At 36.4% G+C, this 20,318-nt stretch carries 21 protein-coding genes and 1 tRNA gene (1 of these 22 cut by a window edge); 7 read left to right on the top strand and 15 right to left on the bottom strand.

Annotated elements, in window-relative coordinates; translation table 11 throughout:
• The 3 genes in view from BK580_RS04865 to BK580_RS04855 are tightly spaced (each overlapping or abutting the next) and all read right to left on the bottom strand, a layout consistent with a single transcriptional unit that may run on beyond the window.
• Positions 1-499 carry the 5' portion of a GNAT family N-acetyltransferase gene (locus BK580_RS04865; RefSeq protein WP_078379270.1) on the bottom strand. It extends 335 nt beyond the left edge of the window, so the window shows 499 of its 834 coding nt (coding positions 1-499); it begins with the start codon at positions 497-499; the stop codon falls past the left edge of the window.
• Positions 492-1,034 carry a GNAT family N-acetyltransferase gene (locus BK580_RS04860; RefSeq protein ID WP_078379269.1) on the bottom strand — a complete coding sequence of 181 codons (543 nt, stop codon included), beginning with the start codon at positions 1,032-1,034 and terminating at the stop codon, positions 492-494. The genes BK580_RS04865 and BK580_RS04860 overlap by 8 nt, the downstream gene beginning before the upstream one ends.
• Positions 1,031-1,942, bottom strand: a complete 912-nt coding sequence (locus BK580_RS04855; protein WP_139364841.1) for a DMT family transporter — start codon at positions 1,940-1,942, stop codon at positions 1,031-1,033. The genes BK580_RS04860 and BK580_RS04855 overlap by 4 nt, the downstream gene beginning before the upstream one ends.
• Before the next feature lie 127 nt (positions 1,943-2,069).
• Between BK580_RS04855 and BK580_RS04850 the strand changes: the two genes are divergently transcribed.
• Both BK580_RS04850 and BK580_RS04845 read left to right on the top strand, forming a co-directional pair.
• Positions 2,070-2,771 (top strand): MgtC/SapB family protein, encoded by a 702-nt coding sequence (locus tag BK580_RS04850; RefSeq protein WP_078379267.1) that lies wholly within the window; start codon positions 2,070-2,072, stop codon positions 2,769-2,771.
• A gap of 61 nt (positions 2,772-2,832) precedes the next feature.
• Positions 2,833-2,905 (top strand) — tRNA-Ala (locus BK580_RS04845).
• Positions 2,906-3,423: 518 nt separating this feature from the next.
• On the opposite strand, the gene BK580_RS04840 is transcribed toward BK580_RS04845, so the two are convergent.
• The 4 genes from BK580_RS04840 to BK580_RS04825 all read right to left on the bottom strand — a co-directional run bounded on the left by BK580_RS04840 (position 3,424) and on the right by BK580_RS04825 (position 8,324).
• Positions 3,424-4,428, bottom strand: coding sequence for a DUF3231 family protein (locus BK580_RS04840; RefSeq protein WP_078379266.1), 1,005 nt, complete (start codon positions 4,426-4,428; stop codon positions 3,424-3,426).
• A gap of 183 nt (positions 4,429-4,611) precedes the next feature.
• The gene (locus tag BK580_RS04835) at positions 4,612-5,784 is read right to left on the bottom strand and encodes a Ger(x)C family spore germination protein (RefSeq protein WP_078379265.1); all 1,173 of its coding nucleotides are present in this window, start codon (positions 5,782-5,784) and stop codon (positions 4,612-4,614) included.
• Positions 5,785-7,245 carry a spore germination protein gene (locus BK580_RS04830; protein ID WP_078379264.1) on the bottom strand — a complete coding sequence of 487 codons (1,461 nt, stop codon included), beginning with the start codon at positions 7,243-7,245 and terminating at the stop codon, positions 5,785-5,787. It lies immediately after the preceding gene.
• Positions 7,242-8,324 carry an endospore germination permease gene (locus BK580_RS04825; RefSeq protein WP_078379263.1) on the bottom strand — a complete coding sequence of 361 codons (1,083 nt, stop codon included), beginning with the start codon at positions 8,322-8,324 and terminating at the stop codon, positions 7,242-7,244. Before BK580_RS04825 ends, BK580_RS04830 begins: the two co-directional genes overlap by 4 nt.
• 174 nt (positions 8,325-8,498) lie before the next feature.
• On the opposite strand from BK580_RS04825, the gene BK580_RS04820 reads away from it, so the two are divergent.
• Together BK580_RS04820 and BK580_RS04815 are read left to right on the top strand one after the other, a co-directional pair.
• On the top strand, positions 8,499-9,638 hold the full coding sequence (locus BK580_RS04820) for a zinc-dependent alcohol dehydrogenase (RefSeq protein ID WP_078379262.1): 1,140 nt from the start codon (positions 8,499-8,501) through the stop codon (positions 9,636-9,638).
• Between the two features lie 262 nt (positions 9,639-9,900).
• A complete protein-coding gene (locus BK580_RS04815) occupies positions 9,901-10,464 on the top strand; it encodes a hypothetical protein (RefSeq protein ID WP_078379261.1) in 564 nt (187 codons plus the stop codon).
• 97 nt (positions 10,465-10,561) lie between these two features.
• Here the strand turns inward: BK580_RS04815 and BK580_RS04810 are convergent, their stop codons facing one another.
• Positions 10,562-10,801: a glutaredoxin family protein gene (locus BK580_RS04810; protein WP_078379260.1), complete on the bottom strand. Its 240-nt coding sequence runs from the start codon at positions 10,799-10,801 to the stop codon at positions 10,562-10,564.
• A gap of 111 nt (positions 10,802-10,912) precedes the next feature.
• Positions 10,913-11,110, bottom strand: a complete 198-nt coding sequence (locus BK580_RS04805; RefSeq protein ID WP_078379259.1) for a ChaB family protein — start codon at positions 11,108-11,110, stop codon at positions 10,913-10,915.
• 169 nt (positions 11,111-11,279) lie between these two features.
• Here BK580_RS04805 and BK580_RS04800 point away from each other — a divergent pair, with 169 nt between their 5' ends.
• Together BK580_RS04800 and BK580_RS04795 are read left to right on the top strand one after the other, a co-directional pair.
• On the top strand, positions 11,280-11,978 hold the full coding sequence (locus BK580_RS04800; protein WP_078379258.1) for an N-acetylmuramoyl-L-alanine amidase: 699 nt from the start codon (positions 11,280-11,282) through the stop codon (positions 11,976-11,978).
• 21 nt (positions 11,979-11,999) lie between these two features.
• Positions 12,000-12,791: a DUF169 domain-containing protein gene (locus BK580_RS04795; protein ID WP_078379257.1), complete on the top strand. Its 792-nt coding sequence runs from the start codon at positions 12,000-12,002 to the stop codon at positions 12,789-12,791.
• 138 nt (positions 12,792-12,929) lie between these two features.
• Here BK580_RS04795 and BK580_RS04790 read toward each other — a convergent pair whose 3' ends face one another.
• Positions 12,930-13,832, bottom strand: coding sequence for a TRM11 family SAM-dependent methyltransferase (locus BK580_RS04790; RefSeq protein WP_078382641.1), 903 nt, complete (start codon positions 13,830-13,832; stop codon positions 12,930-12,932).
• 316 nt (positions 13,833-14,148) lie between these two features.
• On the opposite strand from BK580_RS04790, the gene BK580_RS04785 reads away from it, so the two are divergent.
• The gene (locus BK580_RS04785; protein ID WP_078379256.1) at positions 14,149-16,293 is read left to right on the top strand and encodes a catalase; all 2,145 of its coding nucleotides are present in this window, start codon (positions 14,149-14,151) and stop codon (positions 16,291-16,293) included.
• A 439-nt stretch (positions 16,294-16,732) separates the two neighbouring features.
• Here BK580_RS04785 and BK580_RS04780 read toward each other — a convergent pair whose 3' ends face one another.
• The 5 genes from BK580_RS04780 to BK580_RS04760 form a co-directional block, all read right to left on the bottom strand.
• Positions 16,733-17,365 (bottom strand): response regulator transcription factor, encoded by a 633-nt coding sequence (locus tag BK580_RS04780; RefSeq protein ID WP_078379255.1) that lies wholly within the window; start codon positions 17,363-17,365, stop codon positions 16,733-16,735.
• Entirely contained in the window at positions 17,358-18,404 is a 1,047-nt protein-coding gene (locus BK580_RS04775; protein WP_078379254.1) for a sensor histidine kinase, read from the bottom strand. The genes BK580_RS04780 and BK580_RS04775 overlap by 8 nt, the downstream gene beginning before the upstream one ends.
• Positions 18,401-19,126, bottom strand: a complete 726-nt coding sequence (liaF, locus tag BK580_RS04770; protein ID WP_078379253.1) for a cell wall-active antibiotics response protein LiaF — start codon at positions 19,124-19,126, stop codon at positions 18,401-18,403. The genes BK580_RS04775 and liaF overlap by 4 nt, the downstream gene beginning before the upstream one ends.
• Positions 19,127-19,236: 110 nt before the next feature.
• The gene (locus BK580_RS04765) at positions 19,237-19,884 is read right to left on the bottom strand and encodes a PspA/IM30 family protein (RefSeq protein ID WP_078379252.1); all 648 of its coding nucleotides are present in this window, start codon (positions 19,882-19,884) and stop codon (positions 19,237-19,239) included.
• Between the two features lie 16 nt (positions 19,885-19,900).
• Positions 19,901-20,251 (bottom strand): lmo0954 family membrane protein, encoded by a 351-nt coding sequence (locus tag BK580_RS04760; protein WP_078379251.1) that lies wholly within the window; start codon positions 20,249-20,251, stop codon positions 19,901-19,903.
• Positions 20,252-20,318 lie beyond the last annotated feature (67 nt).

Below are 20,318 nucleotides of genomic sequence, written 5' to 3'. Positions count from 1 at the left end.
AAAACTTCAAAATCTCATGTTTCATTAAAGCATCTGTATCCTTATAGAAGGTTTCCATTTTTATTCGTTCAATTGAATACCTATCTGGCACTACAATTTCCTTTCTATTATTACTATAAATTTCTTTAGAAAAGACAAACGATACTCTTTTTCCTTGTTTAATAGGTAAGTTAGGAAACAACTTTTGTATATCTAGTTTCGTTTTTACTGGATATGTTTCTATGTTGATGTCCTCTTCTCGATATTCACAAGCGATTGGCAAAATTTGTACAAGGAACCAATCTTCAATATTTAAGTAGGGTTCCTCACCGATTAGATAAATCATTTCATGGATAGCATAAACTACGGCGAATTTAGTATATAACCTATTATCTACAAAGACTTTACCTAATTGTTTCCCTGAAATCACTCCACCTATAATTGGATGATTCTCCAATCCATACTTCTCTAATAAATGCTTAATGTTTATTTCTTTTGATCCTGATGAAATTTCATTCATTTTTACTTTCCATCTTCTGATGCAGTAAACTTTTTAGATTCTTCCAAGCATATGCTATTTCCTGAAATGATTGGTCTCCGATTTGAATTTGCTCAACACCTATTTCTTCAGGATGTAAAGAGTGATAAAAGGCCCGACTCGGATTGTTAGCCAATACCCAAACAAGCATGGATTGATAATTTTTATTATGTAAAAACTCCGCTACTGTTGTACACAGCTTTTTTCCAATTCCTTTTTTCTGATAGCTTTGCAAAAGATAGATTGCAAATAATTCCCCGTCTATTCCATATTTTTGAGTCCGCTCCATTCCCCCATTTGCAAATCCTACGATTTCTCCATCGACTTCCGCAACAAATATACAACTTTTCTCGAAACCTCTTTCGATTGCAGCAGCCCACATTCTTGCTCTGTTTTCATAAGAAAGCTCCTCAAGATAACTATCAGCTATCAATCCTTTATATGTTGTTTTCCAACTATCTACATGCACTTTTGCAATTGATGGTGCATCTCCTGGTTTTGCTAATCTAATTATCATCGTATTTCCTCCCCTTCCGTCCATACCTGCTCTTGTTTTGTATTTCGATTATCCCTTAGAAAAAAGGCAACACTTAGCATCACTAACAAGCCTCCGGTAAATTGAGTCCAGGTAATCCATTCATTCAAAACAAAATAGGCAAGAATAACTGCACCTACTGGCTCGAATAAAATGCTCATCGATATGACGTTTGTACTAATATATTTTAAAGCCCAATTAAAAAGCGAATGACCAAGTAAGGTTGGTATGATGGCAAGTAACAGAAACCACATCCAGTCTGATTGTGCATAACCAGTTAGTGGGTCTCCTAGCACTAATACATATAACAACAAGGTAATCGTACTAACGCCATATACCAAGAAGGTGTAAGTAATTAAAGAAAGCCGCTTTCGTACATCTTGTCCAAATAATAAATAAGCCGTAACTAATGCACATGCTACCAAGGCCAACATATCCCCATAAAGAGCCATCCCACTTATACGAAAGTCGCCCCAACTAATAATCACACTACCGATAATAGCAATCACTCCACTTGTTATCGACCTGGCACTAAGCTTTTCTTGGAAGAATAAATAAGTCCCTATAAAAGCAAATAACGGTTGCAATGTTACTAACACTGTCGAACTTGCAACGCTTGTATAGTTAAGAGACTCAAACCATAAAATAAAATGAAAAGCTAAAAAGATACCAGCTATTATGGAAGAGATCCAATCTCTTCTCGTAATTGCCTTAAGTTCTCCTACATACTTATATAAGAAAATTGGTAGGATTAGTAACACAGAGAAAAGAAGTCGATAAAATGCGACGACTCCCGCAGGGGCATCTGTTAATTTTACAAATATGGCGGATGTGGATACGGAAATAACACCGATTGCTAACGCCACATATGGATTAAAATATTTTTTCATTTCCATACTCCTCGTCGTTGTCAGTTATCAAAAGTTATACTTTATAATTGTACAGAATATTGCTATAATTTTCTAACCATTTCTTTTTAATTATAGTTTTTTTACATACAGATTGAGGAGGGGCCAAATGCAAATTTTTTTAAACTTAGTAGCTGAATATGATTTTGTGATAAAACTTAGTTTTGCAACTGTAGCTGGAGTAATTATCGGTTTAGAAAGGGAACTCAAAGGAAAACCTTTAGGATTAAAAACATGTGTCATTGTTTCTGTTATGGCTTGTTTGCTAACCATTGTGTCTTATGAGTCCGCCTTCCTTTACTCCAAAGAATATTCTCGTCCAATGGACCCGGGGCGAATTCCTTCCTATGTAATTAGTGGAATTGGATTTTTAGGAGCAGGAGTTATATTAAGAAGAAGTAATGAAGCTATTTCGGGATTAACAACCGCAGCTTTAGTACTCGCATCCGCAGCAATTGGAATTACTATTGGAGCAGGGTTCTTCATCGAAGCACTATTCGGCATGATTTTTATTATTTTCGGTGTAAAAGCAATTCCATCGCTTTTCGATGCAATCGGACCAAAAAAACTGAAGGAAAAAGAATTAAAAGTAAAGATATTCATAGAAAAAGAAATAGATTTAACTCAATTAATGAAGGAAATCCATGAAAAAAACTTAAATGTGAAAAGAGTAAAGGTGAAAGAAGAAAAAAGTGATATCGTCTTAAACTGCATCATTACAACAAAAAAGAGCATCTACACTACAGACGTGTACTACCAAATCAAAACGCTAAACGGCGTCATTCAGGCCGAAGTGGAAAACCTGGACTAAAATTCTCTTGAAAAGTATTTGCAAAAGAAAGATTTTTTGGTAAAATAAATTCAGTTTCAACGGGGCATTAGCTCAGCTGGGAGAGCGTTTGGCTGGCAGCCAAAAGGTCAGCGGTTCGATCCCGCTATGCTCCATATATACAATCCTTAGAGCCCACAAGGTTTCTAGGGATTTTTTTATTTGGATTCATATTAATTATTGGCTATGGTGATGTTTCGATTAGCTAATTACTAATATATTGTAATATCTTAGGCCGATTCCATTAGTACTAACTTGGCAAGCTTTCTTGCTTCTATAAGAAAATTGGATATTATCTTAAACTCCACATGGATAATTCGGAGGTTCTTCAGGCTGGCCAAAAAAAACACCCCTTTAAAATAAGGGATGTTTTTTTATAAGTATAGTTTAAGTACAAACAAGGATAAAACATAAATCACTGATAATCTGCAAGTTTAACTGCTTCACTAATTTCACTATGTAAACTTAAAAGTATGACCTGATTAAAATTTACTTGTACATTAATCACAAATTCAAAAACCAATAAAATTCTACCATTTAAATATTTTTGATTTTAAACCTACCCAAACCTTGGTAGTGCGATGCTAGATAATAATTTTTCAAAGCAATCCTTAGTCACTCATTTATAAACTTATTATTTTTCTCTTGCAATTTCTTTTCTATTAGGAGCAAGTGGTGGCTGTTCTAGCCATTTATTTTTCACCATTATATTATACCATTTTTTAGTAACTGTTAGATTCTTAAGAATCACGCTTTCGTAAGTCATTACAAGGTCTGTTCTCATAGCAGATGCTAATCCTGTCCCATTATAAGCCTGAGCAGTTTGAAATAAAAAACCAATATGATACAATAATAATTTTTCGGAAAAAGGAGAATCGGTAGACATTGTCACTTCAGTTTCCCACGACTTAGGAATTGGTAAATTGTCTGCGTGCATTATTTTTGAAAATACTTGTATTTGTTTATCAGACGTTTTCTCCGAATCCTCTAAAAATCCCCTTACTTCCTTTGTTTGAGCGACTTGACTGAATGCAATAGAAAGAGTCTTAGCCATGATAGTTTTTTTAAGATTGAAAGAAATACTAATGATTTCTATTGCAGATAAACGTCTCCCCTTTCCAAAATATCCATCGGTAAAATCTTTACTAGTTATAAATTCAGGGTTCTTGGCTGGATAAAACAAAGGGTCTCTCTGAAAACTTCCTTTCTCAAGTAATAAATCAATTGTTTGATGATACATTCTTTTACCATCATTATCACATGAATCATAAAAAAATCTTAAATCCTCTCTGACAGATACAGCTAGTGAAGTGGAGTGTCCCGTCAAACCGTGTAAGGTCATGATATGTAAATAATTTAAACAAAAGATGTCAGTGAACAATCTCTCGGCACCCTTATTAAGATCATATTCTGTAAATCCAATAGGTACAGGAAATCCTTCGTTCTCCAAAAAAGTTACTATTTGATTCTTTTGGTTTTCGAACATTTTTATGGCTTCCTCAAAGATATTTTTAATTGTTTCATCTTCAATAATAGTTACCATATATCTATTTACTATATCAATCATTGTTCCATTTACATATGATCCCCACAATGTACCTATTTCGGAAGATGTGAGTTTTAAATTATCCTTACTCATTTTATTTTCACCTCATAAATATTCTTTTCTATATTAGCAATAAATATGAATTCTCCTATAAAATCCCCTTATAGATTTATCCAATAGCTGTAAAAAGAATGTCTAGAACCTAAGTATTATTAAAAAAGAACTTATAAAATGTTGAAATCCCCTTGTTACCCAGGGGATTTTTGGCTGTCTCTTTCATTCAGATAACCATAAATTTAATGATCTATTTTTAATAGCACCTGTGTGTTCAATATTTACTTCAACACTAACATTTTCTAATGCGCCTGCTTGAAGTACCACCTCATCACGCTCGGATAATTCTAACCACTTTTTGTTATGCTCTCTATATAATACATGCTCGATACATAGAAAATCCGTGCCCTTTTTTAGCCCTAGTTCATATAACTCATTCACTTCCTTCGTAATACTTTTCTTTATCGCTTCTTCCATAGCTTTGAGTTTTACAATATGATTGTCATTACGATTCGAAACAAATCCTTTTAGCTTCATATGAACACTGAATTTAGGAGTATGTTGCTCATTTGAATTTGTTTCGATATTCACCTTCAAATCTTCAATCACCACTATTATTCCAGACTGCTGCTCATCTGGCACAACGATTGAAGCACGCTTTGTTTCAGGTGCAATCCACTGCAACCCTTTTAATTCGTCTAATGTATAAAAGCCTTTATAAAGTTCATTTTGAATGAAAAATCCTCCGTTTACAGATAATTTCGGATCAGTTTCCATATTTACTTTCCAGTGGCTTGCATTCACTTTTAAAGAAGGAACATAGGTTGTCATAGTAGGTTCATATAATTCCCTTGCGAATTTTTGTAAATTTAAAGGTCTAATCTTAGAACTTTGTTTAAAGGTCCCAGTTGGTTGATGAAGAATTGTTTCCAATGCAGACTGGTTAAAGAAACTCTGAGTAGAAAAAATCTCATCTATTGGATCCGATGTTCCGAATATCCATGGTGTTAGCCGCAATTCATAATATCTCGTTAACACATCAAATACCTTTTGGAACCCCTCTTGTATAGCTGATTCACTTAGAACAATCGCATTTACATGTGCCCAAAGAATTCTATCCTGTGCCGTATTATAGGCTTCTGAGAGCGCTGCATCAAAGGTGTCACCAATAGTTTCGGAAACCCATACTTTTGGTTCTCCACCACCACCATCTTTACTTTGTGTATCAAACCCCATCATTTGAAGATAACCGTGGTACTGATTATCTTTATAATCGACACCAACAGCTGTGACATAACTTAACTGATGAATCTCTTTTATATCTCCGCAACTAGTTAGAAGGAGGAGGAGAGTGAAAATGCTAAAATAAAGAATGATTTTAGAGATATTTTTCATTTATTTTCTCCCCTTCTGAAGTATTCGGGCTGTAAACTTTCGACGTTTTATTGGATCAACTAACAGCGCAGAAAGAAATTCTTTGAAATTTAGAGACGCTATTGGTTCAAGGTAGGCAACCTTAAACGATTCTAAACGTGATAGATAAATAAGGATGCTATATAAGCTAAGAAATAAGCCATATATACCTAGAAATGCTGTCAATATCATCGTATAAATGCGTAAGATACTAACAGTTCCCGACAATGACTGATTCACTAATGAAAAAGTGGCAACGGCTGTAAGTGCAATGACAACAATCATAGTTGCAGAGGCTAATCCCGCTCGAATAGCTGCATCCCCAATAATAAGTCCTCCAACAATAGCAACTGTTTGTCCTACTGCTTTAGGCATACGAACCCCAGCCTCTCTCAACAATTCAAAGAGCCCAAGGATAATGAAAGCCTCTATTGCTAATGGAAAGGGCAAACCATGTCTAGAAAGCACTACCGTTGCCAACAACTGGAATGGGAGCTGATCTATATTTACAGAAGCAATTGCTATCCAAAAACCCGGTAATAAAATCGCAATCAATAACCCGATAATTCTAAGGATTCTTTGAAAAGCAACAGTATGATAGGGAAAATGGATGTCTTCAGGGGATTTCAACAATACAAAAATATTATTTGGGCCAATTAAAACCATTGGAGAACCATCCACTACAATAATAAATCTTCCTCGCAACATACATTCAATCGCAAAATCCGGCCGACCAATATAATCAAAAAGTGGAAACAAGGAAAACGTTCGATCTGATAACCACTGTTCTAACTGCCCACTACTAATAATACTCTCTGTTTGAATATTTTCTAAGCGGCTTCGTACTTCCTTAATACTTTCTAGATCTACTTTATGTTTAAGATAAAGAAGGGAAATTTTCGTCTTACTTAGTGAACCTACTACGAAGGTTTCGTTGTATAAATGCTCTGTTTTCAATCTCTTCCTAATTAAAGAGGTGTTAACATGGATTTCTTCTGTAAAGCCATCTTTAGGACCTTTTATTGATATTTCAGTATTGGATTCAGCTGTATCTCTTTGTGGAATTTTAGAAATATCAAATGCATAAAAGAAGCGTTCTTCTTCCTTAAAAATAAGCAAAAACCCTGAAAAAATTTTTTCGACGACTTCATTCATGTGATGGATATGAATTACTGGTGGAACACCTTTTTCCTTGTTAGATTTCAGACTACGACAAGTTATGTAGTCCATAATAGGATGAAAGAATTCATTTAATTGCCCAGTATCAGTCATACCCTCACAGTAAAACACGGTGAAATTACTGTATTCATCTTCCAACTCAAAAAAATGAATGTCTGCATAAGGATGAAAAAAATGTTTTATTTCATCCCCTGAAAGACTTCCATTTTGAAAAATTTGTTCAATATTTACTAACTCTTGAGATGGTGGAGTAATTCTATTCATACGTTACTTACTCCCTTCTTTTTAGTTGGTAAATAACTGATGATAAGTAAAACTAATGTGATAGCAACCCCGAACAATAGCACCGAAGGGTAAAAATACTTACCTACTACTGTTTGCATCCAAATATCACTTATAGGAATTATCCCTACTAAGATAAGGAATACCGAAAAAAAGATAAATATGTTTCTTTTCATAGACTCTGACTGAGTTTCAATTAAATCTGTAAGTAAAAATAAACATAGTGCCACCCTTACAGAAGCACCAGAAATTAATTGGAAAACAGCAAGAAAATCTAAGTGAGAAATATGCTCCCCTAGCTCTACTAATCTCCATTGCTCAAATGCTGGAAAACGCATAATAGAAGCTACATTGGGACCAAAAGCAGAGAGAGATCCCAAAGCTGGCCCTAGAACAAGCCCCATAAGAAGAGTGATTAGAATGATAATTTGAGATAAAGTAAAAGACTTTTTCAGATGTTGTTGCAATAAGAGAAGAATAATTAAGTCTACACTTCCACCTAATACAACAATCGTTCCATGTATGATCGGGGCGCTACCACTTATCATAACTGGTAGCAAATAAGAATAATCCTTATCATTCATCGTAGCAAAGGCGACAAAATGACCTAGAATCCATACCATTGGCAAAAGGATAGTAGAAATATACACGATAGATTTTAAACTCTTACTAGCAGCCCAAGCACAAAGCAATAAAAAAGGAAGCACTACGATCCACGAAGGTGTTAATGGTAAGAAATAGATTTTTATTGTAATGATAAAATCATAAAAAGAAATAGTTGCGATAATCAAAATATAGATAATTAGTAAAAAAATAATCGCTATCGAAACGCCTCTACCTGCGCGCATCTTTATCCATGAAAATAATTTTTCGCGTTTATTCTTTGACAGAATTAGATAGAATAAGCTGCCCCAAATAATTAAAATAAGATATGCAATTATTACGCATATCCATGCATCTCGCTTAGCAACATATAACAGATGGGGAAGCATTAGGACATGATTTGAAATCCCAATAAACAACAAAATGACAAAAGATAGCTGAAGACGAGAGAAATTCATTTATGAGTCCTCTATTCTGCTTGTGATAATTTAATTGTATTTTTTGTTAAACATACTAAATTATACATAGACTACTTTATTGATTTTGTTTTTATTGAAATATTTAATAACTAACTTCTCTACTAATTGGGTATATAAAAATAAATACGATTTAATTACTAGGAGGGTTTCTTATTGAAAGCAGTAACATTCCAAGGCATGAAAGAAATGCAAGTAAAAGAAGTTCCAGACGCCACTCTTCAGAAAAAGGATGACATTATTGTTCGAATTACCTCTACAGCGATTTGCGGCTCAGATTTACATATTTATCAGGGGGCACTCCCTGCAGAAAAAGACTATGTTGTTGGACATGAGCCCATGGGGATTGTGGAAGAGGTTGGTCCAGAAGTTACAAAGGTAAAAAAAGGAGATAGAGTAGTTATACCGTTCAACATCTCATGTGGAAGCTGTTTTTATTGTAAAAACGAACTAGAAAGTCAATGTGATAATTCCAATCCAAATCCAGAAATTGACACAGGTGGATATTTCGGATTTACAGAACGTTATGGTAATCACCCAGGCGGACAAGCGGAGTTCTTACGTGTACCTTATGGTAATTTCATGCCCTTTGTTATTCCAGAATCGGTAGAACTCGAAGATGAGGCATTGCTCTTTATGTCTGATGTGCTTCCTACTTCCTATTGGAGCGTTGAAAATGCTGGTGTGAAAAATGATGATACGGTTGTCGTACTTGGATGTGGCCCAATTGGGTTGATGGTGCAAAAATTCGCATGGATGAAGGGAGCAAAAAGAGTCATCGCCGTCGATAATCTTCCCTACAGACTACAACGTGCGAAAAAAATGAACAATGTGGAAATTTTCAACTTTGACGAATTTAAAAATATGGGCTTACACATTAAAGAAATAACAAACGGTGGAGCAGATGTAGTGATTGATTGTGTCGGCATGGACGGTAAAAAATCTGCTCTTGAAGAAATTGGCCAAAAGCTAAAAATTCAAGGTGGAACATTAAGTGCGTTTGAAATTGCAATAAATTCAATCAGAAAATATGGAACCGTTCAACTCACAGGTGTATACGGTTCAAAATATAATATGTTCCCTTTAGGCAATATCTTCGAACGTAATATTAACTTAAAAATGGGTCAGGCACCTGTTATTCACTACATGCCAAAGCTATTTGAAATGATTACAGCCGGTGAATTTGATCCAACTGAAATCGTCTCCCATAAAATGCCCTTACATCAAGCAAATGAAGCTTATAAAATCTTTAACGATCACGAAGATGAATGCGTGAAAGTTGTTTTAAAACCCTAATCAAAGTAAAAACAAGCTTAGAGAGTGTTTCTAAGCTTGTTTTTACTTTGCTCTGTTAAACGTCATGTTTAACCAAATCCCCAAGACCGGCCGCAGAAAGCGAAAGCCTAGCACAGAAATCAACAGGGAGTTTACAGATACCCTACCTATTTTCAGGCAGCCTTTTACTATCTGAAAATAGTCTACTCGATAAAAATGGTATAATAATTGATCCCTCGTGAAACGTTAAAGTCATGTCTAAGTCAAATACAGGGGGGCAATTGTGGATTACAACCAGTATTGGGAGCAAATATTTCACCATAATAATGAGTTACGATCTTTATTTTCATCCTATTGGCAACAATATTCCGATATGACAAACTGGCAATTTTGGCTAGTACTTACTCTACTCGTCTCACCGCTAATCTTGCTATATTTTACCGTAGACAGAAAAAGAATTTTCGAGGTATTCTTCTTCGGCTATACTGTACACATTCTTTGGACGTATGCAGATATGATACTTGCAAGAAATAATCTGTTCATTCACCCCTATTTTCTTGTACCAATACTTCCCTATGCATCTAATATGACAGCATCCGTCCTGCCAGTTGGCTTCCTACTTCTTTACCAGTATTGTACCAATCACAATAAAAATTTCTATTTATATACGATTCTTTTAAGCGCATTGTTTGCCTTCGGTTTTGCAACTATTGAGGAATACTCTGGATTGGTATTTTTCCGAAAAGGAATGCACCAGGTCTATCTCTTTATACTTGATTTAGTAATAGCCTATATCACCTATTGGATAACAAGGCTTCTGATTAGATTTAAAAAAGCTGCTCTTTAAATTAATTAGGCCAATTATTATCATACACCGGACATGCACTCGAAAAAAACATTATTGAAAAAAGGAAAAACCGTGGTAACTTCCACGGCTTTTCCTCTTATTTTACTAATGCAATTATTTTATTTAACTCTCCTGGATTAAACCCCTTAACTGCTTGGTTTGCAAAAGCAGTTACTGGTATGCCCATAAAACCAAAATTCTCTACTTCTTGTTGATACACTTGGTTTGCCAAAATATCTCGAACTTCGAAGTCAATTCCTTCTTGGGTAAGATAATCTTTCACCATCTCACATTCCTTGCAGCCTTTAGCTGAATAAACAACCACTTTTTCACTCACTGTAGTCCCTCCTAGATAGTACTTATGAAGAAAGGATTTCGACATAACCTTCCAACACATTCCATTTTATCTTATCATAAGGAACCATCTTCTAACACCTCAAGACACTAGTCACTTTTCAACCCAATTATCGTTTTCGTTCTTCTTATACTTATTTTTCACTGCACTCCACGCTACTTTGTGTGCTGTTTCCTCCTTTTCATATTGTTCTGATGCAGAATTAAACGCCTCTTTATAGATTTCCTGAGCATGTTTTGGGAGATTATCTTTTACACCGCCTGGAAGTTCTGATAATGAATCATAGGGCATGACTTATTCCTCCTTTATTTTTCTCTTATTTTGTACATTTCCTATTCCAATGAAAATGAAACAACATGCAATATTTTTCAATCCTTGGAGGAAAAGCAGCCTAAGTTAAGGAATTATTAAATAATACTTTATTTTGGAGTATCACCTTGTCTTGGAGTAGGAGATTAACATGCGAAGAAATATATTTATCATCATTGGAGTTAGTGTTGTCCTATTAGTAGGATGCGTTTCCCCAAAGAACACCCTAACAAACAAGGAAGTAATCGTGGAGCAAAAACCTCTTGATGAAACTTATGACAATTTCATCCCAACCATTGAGGCTACCGCTTGGTTCCTTCCAGAAAAAAATACGAGATTACGCACAGGAGCCATCACCCATATCATGCTTCATTTCACTAATAATGTACTACGAACTCCTGAGGATCCTTATAACCTGGAGGCTGTGTACGCACTATTTGAGGAGTATGAGGTATCGGCTCACTATATGATTGGGAGAGACGGAGAGATTTTTCATCTCGTACCGGAAGGAAGAGTAGCCTTTCATGCAGGAAAAGGAAACCAGCTTAATTATCCTGAATACCAGCATAGTCTTAACGATTTTTCCATTGGCATTGAATTACTTGCAATTGGAACAAAGGAAGAAATGCTCCCTACTGTACCGGAAGATATTTACGATGTCGTAGACCCTTCCCACATTGGATACACGGATGCACAGTATCAATCATTAAACATACTATTAGACGATATTTTACATCGGCACACTACTATTCTTCGAGATAGAGAGCATATCATGGGACATAACGAATATGCACCTGTTAGAAAAACAGATCCAGGTTCCTTATTTAATTGGTCAAAAATTGGATTCTAGTTCAAAAAAAGGAGGAAAAAGATGCAACCGACTACCAAAATAACTAATATGAAAAAACTTGACGACGCGATTGCGCAATATGTGAGACCTGAGACATACCCAGTGGCTTTAAGAGTCATGAAGGATGATGAGCTACTCCCAGAACGAGTAAAACGCCCAAAACAAGATCTCCAGACAAGCTTTAGTATATGTCAAGGGATTACAATGGCAAGAAGATATAATTGGGCTTTAGCAATGGGAAACGAAGACCTTTCCTGTCCCATAGCCAAAATTGCTTTTGGCTATGAAGAAGAACTTGAATATTATAAAACAGGAAATTTAACTGACGGAATGTATACGAAAACCTGTGATTTAGGCATGAAAACGGAGGCCGCGGTTCCAAAATTTACGGCGAGCGAAGCAGGAACTATATTAATGGCACCTTTATCAAAAGTAACTTTTGACCCTGATTTAATTGTTATCTACGGGAATTCCGCTCAAGTCATGCGTATGGTTGCAGCAGCACTCTATAAGACAGGTGGCGAGCTTTCCTCTACTTTTACTGCGCGTGCTGACTGCGCTGATATCATCATTAAAACGATAAAGTCAACACTACCTCAAGTAATCTTACCATGCTATGGAGACCGAGTATTTGGACAAACTCATGACCACGAAATGGCCTTTACCATCCCCTATAAAATGGTCGATGATTTTATCGAAGGACTAGTAGGCACTCATAAGGGCGGGGTTCGTTATCCGATTCCAACCTTCTTACAATACGAAGCGCAATATCCCGCTTCCTACCAAAAACTTAATCAAATGTTTGAAGAATAGCGCAAAACAAGAGCTGTCTGCATTAGTGAATCTACTACCTCTGAGACAGCTCTTTTAATTTTGAATAGATAGATTATTGAAATTATCCGCTATAGTTGAACATGTTTTTAATACGTGCTACCAATGGCAAAGGTAGAATTAAGTACAAACAAGAATCTCCCTCGTAAAATGCCCTTTCTTCGTTATACAACGATCCTTAACCTCAAAATCTGCTTCCTTAATCATTTGATCTATTGACTCAATGGTTACAACTACGAGCTTATCCGTGAAACGGCGCGCATCTTTGAGAATGGAAAGTTGATCTGCTCGCGTTATATTAGTATAAAGATTATAAGGCATATCAATAATGGCCACATCATAGTACTCTGTTACATCAGATATTGGCCCTGTCGTTACATCACCTGAAAGGTTAAAATAAGCAATGTTTTCCCTTGAACCGTTTGTAACAAGTGGATTTATATCACGCCCATCTATATTAATCCCCATTGATAGTGCCTCTACTAAAACAGTCCCAATCCCACAACAAGGATCTATTGCTTTTACTCCATTGGGGTCGGGAACAGCAATATTGGATATTGCCCTTGCGACACGAGTACTTAGAGCTGTAGAGTATTCACGGGGTTTCTTTACGTGTTTTAACCAAACCGCTTCATTTTTATGATAGTGTCCAAAATACCAACGACCACCTAAAGTAACGATACCGAATACTTGATCAGGATGATGAACATCTGCCTTCCCTTCGATTCTAGCACCGATTTCTCGCTCTATAATACGTCGTTCCTGGTATTCTATTTTTTCTGAGCTAGCTAGATCATTAATTTTTATATAAATCACTTTGAATGTTGCATCATGTATGTGAATATTTCCTACCTGGTCATAAATATCCTGTAACCCATCTCCTTCATACAATACCTCGATACGTTCCCGAATAAATGGACTTCGGCTAGGATCTATTTTAATGTCGCTTTTCACAATGTTTTGTTGAGAGTCTGTTCCAAAAAATGAACGCATCTCTAAGTGGCATAGTGCGCTCTCTTCCATGCTATACGCATAGGTGTAAATGAATGCAGGCTTGCTTATTTCCTTAATCAAACAGTTCCCATCCTTTTTTTGTCCGATTTCTACCTTTTAAACCTTATAGATAAATATCCTGAAAAGCAATGGATTTATCTTTTGTTCTTTAACAACTACTTACGTTTAGAGACTTCTGGGAATTATTAGTATAAATATTTCTATTAATGCCAAACTATTTTTAGGGTTATTTTTCCATCAGAAATAGATTTTTTTATTAAAGCAAAATTCGAGTCAAAAAAGCAAGTAACCTGAATAAATTTTACAAGATTGTGGGGTTTGGATAATGGACAAGAAACAGCAGTATAACGAATCCGATAATATGGAGAATAAAAAAAATGAACAACTGGAAGACTACCGGGTCGATAATCATGACTCTAAATTAACGACAAACCAAGGGGTACGTGTCTCAAGCACAGTCGATTCACTCAAAGCAGGTGACCGCGGACCCACTTTAATGGAGGATTTTCATTTTAGAGAGAAGATGACGCATTTTGACCATGAGCGAATTCCTGAGCGTGTTGTCCACGCCCGTGGTTTTGGCGCACACGGTTATTTTCAAGTCTATGAGTCGATGAGTGAGTGGACAAAGGCGAAGTTTCTACAAGATCCAGCAGTTAAAACCCCTGTATTCGTAAGGTTTTCTACTGTAGTAGGGTCACGTGGTTCGGCTGATACAGTAAGAGATGTACGTGGTTTTGCTACAAAATTTTATACAGAGGATGGAAACTATGATTTAGTCGGAAACAATATGCCGGTCTTTTTTATCCAAGACGCTATAAAGTTTCCTGATGTAGTCCATGCGATTAAGCCAGAGCCAAACAATGAGATTCCTCAAGCCTCCGCTGCTCATGATACATTTTGGGATTTTGTCGTCAATAATACAGAAACAGCTCATATGATCATGTGGGTTCTGTCAGATAGAGGGATTCCACGAAGCTTCCGTATGATGGAAGGTTTTGGTGTCCATTCATTCCGATTTGTCAACGAGCAAGGCAAGGCAAGATTTGTAAAATTCCACTGGAAGCCTCTGCTCGGGGTCCATTCGCTTACTTGGGATGAGGCGCAAAAGTTAGCTGGTAAGGATCCTGATTTCCATCGCCGTGATTTATGGGATGCGATCAACAATGGCGAGCATCCCGAATTTGAGTTTGGGGTCCAAATACTCGAGGAAGAAGATGAATTTAAGTTTGATTTCGATATTTTAGATCCTACTAAAATCTGGCCTGAAGAGCTCGTCCCTGTCAAAATCATTGGCAAAATGACGTTAAATCGCAATCAAGATAATTTCTTTGCCGAAACTGAGCAAGTGGCTTTTCATACGGGGCATGTTGTACCTGGAATTGATTTTAGTAATGATCCGTTACTGCAAGGACGCTTATTTTCCTACACAGATACTCAGCTTCTGCGATTAGGTGGACCAAATTTTCACGAGATTCCGATCAATCGTCCAATCGCTCCTATTCATAATAACCAGCGAGATGGGTTCCATCGTATGACCATTAATCGCGGGAATGTAAGCTATACGAAAAATTCACTACAAGGGAATATGCCAGAGGCTGACAAAGAGAACGGCTTTGTGCACTATGCAGAGAAAGTAGAAGGCCATAAAGTTCGCTCACGCAGTGAGAGCTTTAATGATCATTACTCTCAGGCTACACTTTTTTGGAATAGCATGTCAGATGCGGAAAAGCAGCATATTATTAAAGCCTTTCATTTTGAAGTTGGAAGTGTCAAAGATAAACAGATTAAGGAACGTGTCGTAGAAATGTTCAATAATGTAGATGGACAGCTTGCTAAGGAAATTGCAAAAGGGATTGGTGTAGCACCACCTTCAGCAGCGCCTTCTTCTACCGAAACGAAGTCGACTGCCGCTTCTCCAGCTCTTAGCCAGCAAAATACGGTAATGGGGGCACGTACAAGGAAGGTTGCGATCTTAGCATATGATGGTTTTGCTCTTGATGAAGTACAACAAGTACAATCCGCACTAAATGCTGGTGGTCTTCATACAGACGTTATTAGCAAAAATTTAGGAAACATTACAAGTGCTGATGGACAAGAGCTAGAAGTTAATAAAAACTATGCTACTACTAGTGCTATTATGTACGATGCCGTCTATGTTGCAGGAGGGGCGCAGTCCATATCTAATTTAATGAAGCATAAAGAAGCGAAGGATTTCATTAATGATGCTTTTGCGCACGCCAAAACGATTGGCGCAACAAATGAAGGTGTCGATTTGTTAGCTTCTACTGATATGATGAATATCTCCTTAGCAGGAGCAGATACTCAAAATGAGCTGCATACGGACATGGGAATAGTGACCATTCGGAAGCCTAAGGATTTTAGCGCCTTTAGTGAGGCATTTATTAACGGTATTGCACAGCATCGTCATTGGATCCGAGAAAATCAGGATGGAAAGATGTCTGGTTGAGTAATGAACATTACAGCTTTCATTACTAATTTAGAGTGTAAGTATAAGGTGCTTACTTGATAAAAGGTAAAAAAACGTAATGCACTCTCCTTATCTTATGATGAGAAGGTGCATTACGCTTTTTTCTTAGGAATAGAGTTGAATTAGTAGCCGGTGATGGGACGTTAGAGTGATCGATACAAGATGTCATTAAAATTTACGAAAAAAGCGTAAAAATCATCTGAATTTCTTCTTTTTTAGAAAAAATAGCAGTAAACTTCGCATTTTTCTTTATTGAGCCTTAGTTGGAGGCGCAAAATGCTGGTGGAATGGCGTTATCTAACATTTCCTGCGTTTTACCCGTTTTACCTGACATTTCCCGGGATTTACCTAACATTTCCCGGAATTTATCTGACACTTCCCGAGTTTCACCTAACAATTCTTATTTAATCCCCTAAATCTACTCCACCAAGGAATGCTTAAAGGCATAGATAACTGCTTGCGTTCGATCTTGTACTTGTAATTTCGCCAGTATATTACTCACATGTACCTTAACCGTTTTCAAGGCAATGAATAGCTCATCTGCTATTTCCTGATTGGCTTTGCCTTGTGTCATTAAAAGTAAGATTTCCATCTCGCGATTTGTTAGTTCCTCGTGCAGGAAGTGTTCATTTTTTTGTCTCATCTTTTTCATCATTTTCCCTGCTACTTCGGGCTCTAATATCGATTGTCCTTTAAAGGTAGAACGGACAGCATTGGCAATATCGCTCGCTTTTGAAGTTTTGAGCATATAGCTAGTGGCTCCTGCTTCTAGTGCTGGGTATACCTTTTCATCATCTAGAAAGCTTGTAACGATAATGATTTTGGCATCTGGCCATTGTTCGATAATTCTTCTTGTCGCTTCAATTCCATCCATTTCCTTCATTACAAGGTCCATTAAGATAATATCTGGCCTATGTTCCAGTGCTAAGTCAACCGCTATTTTTCCGTCATCGGCTTCGGCAATCACTTCAATATCAGGTTGTGCGGATAGATAAGCAGTAACCCCAATTCTCACCATTTCATGATCATCTACAAATAGAACTTTAATCATCATTCTCACCCTTTAAATCAATCTTAGGAACTTTTACTTCTAATCTTGTACCTGAATTCTCTACACTAACAATTTTCATGATCCCGCCTATTTCAACAGCCCGTTCATGCATATTTTGCAATCCGTACGATCCCGCCCGTTCTTTTTCCACATCGAAGCCTATTCCATCGTCGACCACTCGTAAAATAATTAAATCATCGCGTTCGATTAGTAGTACCTCAATAGATGTTGCTTTGGAATGACGAAGCGTATTTGAAAGGCTTTCCTGTAAAACACGAAATAGATGATCCTCTATCCCTTTATCAATAGAAAAGGATTCGATCTTCCAGGTAATACTCATCGGAACCTTCTGCATGAGTTCGAGAAGTAGCTCCTCAGCACCTTCTTGTAGTGTTTTATTTTTTAATGCAACAGGACGTAAATGCAAGAGAAGGGCTCGCATTTCTAATTGAGATTGATGAATCATTTCTTCCACTAATCGTAATTGTTTTGTTTCACTATCCTCTGATGCTTCTTTCGATTCTGTTAAAGCGGACATAAGCATAGAAGCTGCAAATAGTTGTTGACTTACTGAATCATGTAGTTCTCTCGCCAATCTATTCCGCTCTTGCGATACTATTTCTTGTATTCTATTTTCGAGATCAACAGCTTTTTCGTTCGCTAGTTTTTGTGCTATTTTGGTTTGTTCCTTCATTTGCTTTTGAATTTTCTTTATTTCACTTTCGATTTCGTCTATATCCTGGATAGAGCTTTGGTTATCCCATTCGATATTTCTTCCTTGCTCGACTTGAATTAAACTATTAGAAATAGATGCAAATTGCTTTCTCCAGTAAAGTCCAGAAGCTAGCCCAATTAGCGCCCCTAAAAAGATACTAATACTAAGAGCAAATAGGATGAAGGGAAGATCGAACACTTTGATGTTCCAAAGGACTGACCAGTCTAACAATGGGAAAGAGATAAAATATACAACTCCGAAGGCAAAAAAGCATAGGACAGATGTTCCAATCCCTAACAACAAATGGCGTTGTAATACACTCATACCCTTTTCACCTCTAAGCTTCCTACAAGAACAGAGGTAATTATCTTTATCTTTTGGGTAGATTGATCGTAATCTGCTGTTTGGAAGTTCATCGTTTGATTCCAAAGATTAGAGCTTTCTTCTTCTAAAATCATAGTAGACCCAACCATTACGGAATGCTGGACACTTATATCGATTTCATAGGGTAAATGGATTTGAATATTCCCTACGATATTTCGAATTACAATGACAGCTTCTCCTTTCGGAAGTACTGTATTACTCAAGTCAATAACCGTATCTCCCACGCCACACTGAATATTCACATCATCCCATGTGTAGGAATGCTCCGGTGTCTTTTGACGACCGAATAATTTATTTTGAAACCATCTTTGTTCACGCTTGACTACTTTTTCTTTTTTTTCTGGATTGATTTCAGGCTGAATATAAGTTGGATTCTTCTTAGATTGAGTAAATAAAATAAAGAAATACACAATAATAGCTAATAACAAAAATTGAAAAGTAATGGATCCTATTATCGTGAAAAAAATAGATAATGCCCCAATTGCGAATAGTACTTTCCCAAGAAACCAATTCCATTTTTTTCTTCCAAAATACATAAATATGCCAAAAATAAGAAGGGAAAAGATGAGACCCGTTTCAAAGAATGAAATTTCCAAGATAAAAATAAAAAATCCGATGATAACGATATAACTCAATAAGTCTGTTTTCTTTTTATTTAACACTGTTTCCCCTCCTTTTTTTAGCATAGTTATAATTATAGTTTTATTATACCGCATGATTATATGCGTAGTGAAAAAAGGCGTTTATACACGCCTTTTTAGATTAACAGTTTTTACGAAGTATGAGAATGTGTTTTCTCTTCCACTGGTAATTCTTTTTCTAATTTTGCAATACGGGCATCAATTGTACTGCGGTGATAGGAAGTGTCCACCTGATGTTCAAGTCGTTCTAAGTAACTCTCCATCTCATTAAACTTATTGAAGGATTGCTCTGGATTATTGGATTCTAATACTTGGTTCATTCGATGGTTAGCGCGCGCTACATTTTCTCTTCCCATTAGCTCCATACGCTTGATGTACATATCCTTTAATTTATGCTTCATGCTTTCATACTTTTGCTCTAGAGTCGTTAAGTCTTGTGTAACTTTCTCCAAGGAAAGTGTAAGCTGATTTTCACGTTCCTCATATTGTAGATATTCTCTATTTGCAAATTCATAAAGCTCTGACTCTCCAGCCTTTGATGCGATATCAGCTTGGTATTTACGCTTTTTCGCAAGGTCTGCTGCCTGATAATGTTCTCTTACAAATTCTTCTTTTAATAATTTTTGACGTTCCACTAAGTTACGTACCTTTTCTACTTCCTTTTCGCAATCACGTAAATATTGATTTAACATTGAAATTGGATTCTTCTGTTCCTTTTTATCTAACACCTCGTGAAAATCAGCTGAAATTGAGTTTTTAATTCTTGTAAATAAGTTCATGTTTTTCCACTCCTCTTTATTTTTTATTTAGTGCATTCCATTGCTTCTCAAAGTTTGTAAATGGGTCTGAGCTGTCTACTACGGTTACTTCTTCTTTTGATTTATTCCAGTTTTTATAGATAACATACAGGATGTACGCTGCTACTAAACCTAGAATTGCAGGAACATTTGCAATGGAGAACGAAATAGCGATGAATCCGATAACTCCCCATAAAACTTTATTCGCTGTGGAATCGGTTTTCATAAATTCCTTTACTGCATAATAGGAAACGACTAAGCTAATTGCCAAACCTACTAGCGGACCGATGTTTCCGAGTAATATACAAAATGCGATAACACCTACTAAAAACAAGCCGAATTTTTTCATTTGTTGTTTCCTCCTTTCTATGTCTCTATCTTACCTGCATCCACATGTTTCTATAATGAGCCTGAGC

The organism is Sutcliffiella halmapala, assembly GCF_002019665.1.
Classification (GTDB): Bacteria; Bacillota; Bacilli; order Bacillales; family Bacillaceae_I; genus Sutcliffiella_A; species Sutcliffiella_A halmapala.
The sequence above is the reverse complement of the archived record's forward strand: the minus strand, read 5'-3'. Positions and strand labels throughout refer to the sequence as shown.

Coding starts and splice junctions, on each gene's coding strand:
- BK580_RS04805 (WP_078379259.1), bottom strand. CDS start 11,110: ATGCCCTATGATTCATTATCAGAACTTCCAGGCGGTGTAAAAGATAAT.
- BK580_RS04785 (WP_078379256.1), top strand. CDS start 14,149: ATGGACAAGAAACAGCAGTATAACGAATCCGATAATATGGAGAATAAA.
- BK580_RS04765 (WP_078379252.1), bottom strand. CDS start 19,884: ATGAACTTATTTACAAGAATTAAAAACTCAATTTCAGCTGATTTTCAC.
- BK580_RS04825 (WP_078379263.1), bottom strand. CDS start 8,324: ATGAATTTCTCTCGTCTTCAGCTATCTTTTGTCATTTTGTTGTTTATT.
- BK580_RS04775 (WP_078379254.1), bottom strand. CDS start 18,404: ATGAGTGTATTACAACGCCATTTGTTGTTAGGGATTGGAACATCTGTC.
- BK580_RS04800 (WP_078379258.1), top strand. CDS start 11,280: ATGCGAAGAAATATATTTATCATCATTGGAGTTAGTGTTGTCCTATTA.
- BK580_RS04835 (WP_078379265.1), bottom strand. CDS start 5,784: ATGAAAAATATCTCTAAAATCATTCTTTATTTTAGCATTTTCACTCTC.
- BK580_RS04780 (WP_078379255.1), bottom strand. CDS start 17,365: ATGATTAAAGTTCTATTTGTAGATGATCATGAAATGGTGAGAATTGGG.
- BK580_RS04855 (WP_139364841.1), bottom strand. CDS start 1,942: ATGAAAAAATATTTTAATCCATATGTGGCGTTAGCAATCGGTGTTATT.
- BK580_RS04795 (WP_078379257.1), top strand. CDS start 12,000: ATGCAACCGACTACCAAAATAACTAATATGAAAAAACTTGACGACGCG.
- BK580_RS04850 (WP_078379267.1), top strand. CDS start 2,070: ATGCAAATTTTTTTAAACTTAGTAGCTGAATATGATTTTGTGATAAAA.
- BK580_RS04790 (WP_078382641.1), bottom strand. CDS start 13,832: ATGGAAGAGAGCGCACTATGCCACTTAGAGATGCGTTCATTTTTTGGA.
- BK580_RS04760 (WP_078379251.1), bottom strand. CDS start 20,251: ATGAAAAAATTCGGCTTGTTTTTAGTAGGTGTTATCGCATTTTGTATA.
- BK580_RS04840 (WP_078379266.1), bottom strand. CDS start 4,428: ATGAGTAAGGATAATTTAAAACTCACATCTTCCGAAATAGGTACATTG.
- BK580_RS04830 (WP_078379264.1), bottom strand. CDS start 7,245: ATGAATAGAATTACTCCACCATCTCAAGAGTTAGTAAATATTGAACAA.
- BK580_RS04860 (WP_078379269.1), bottom strand. CDS start 1,034: ATGATAATTAGATTAGCAAAACCAGGAGATGCACCATCAATTGCAAAA.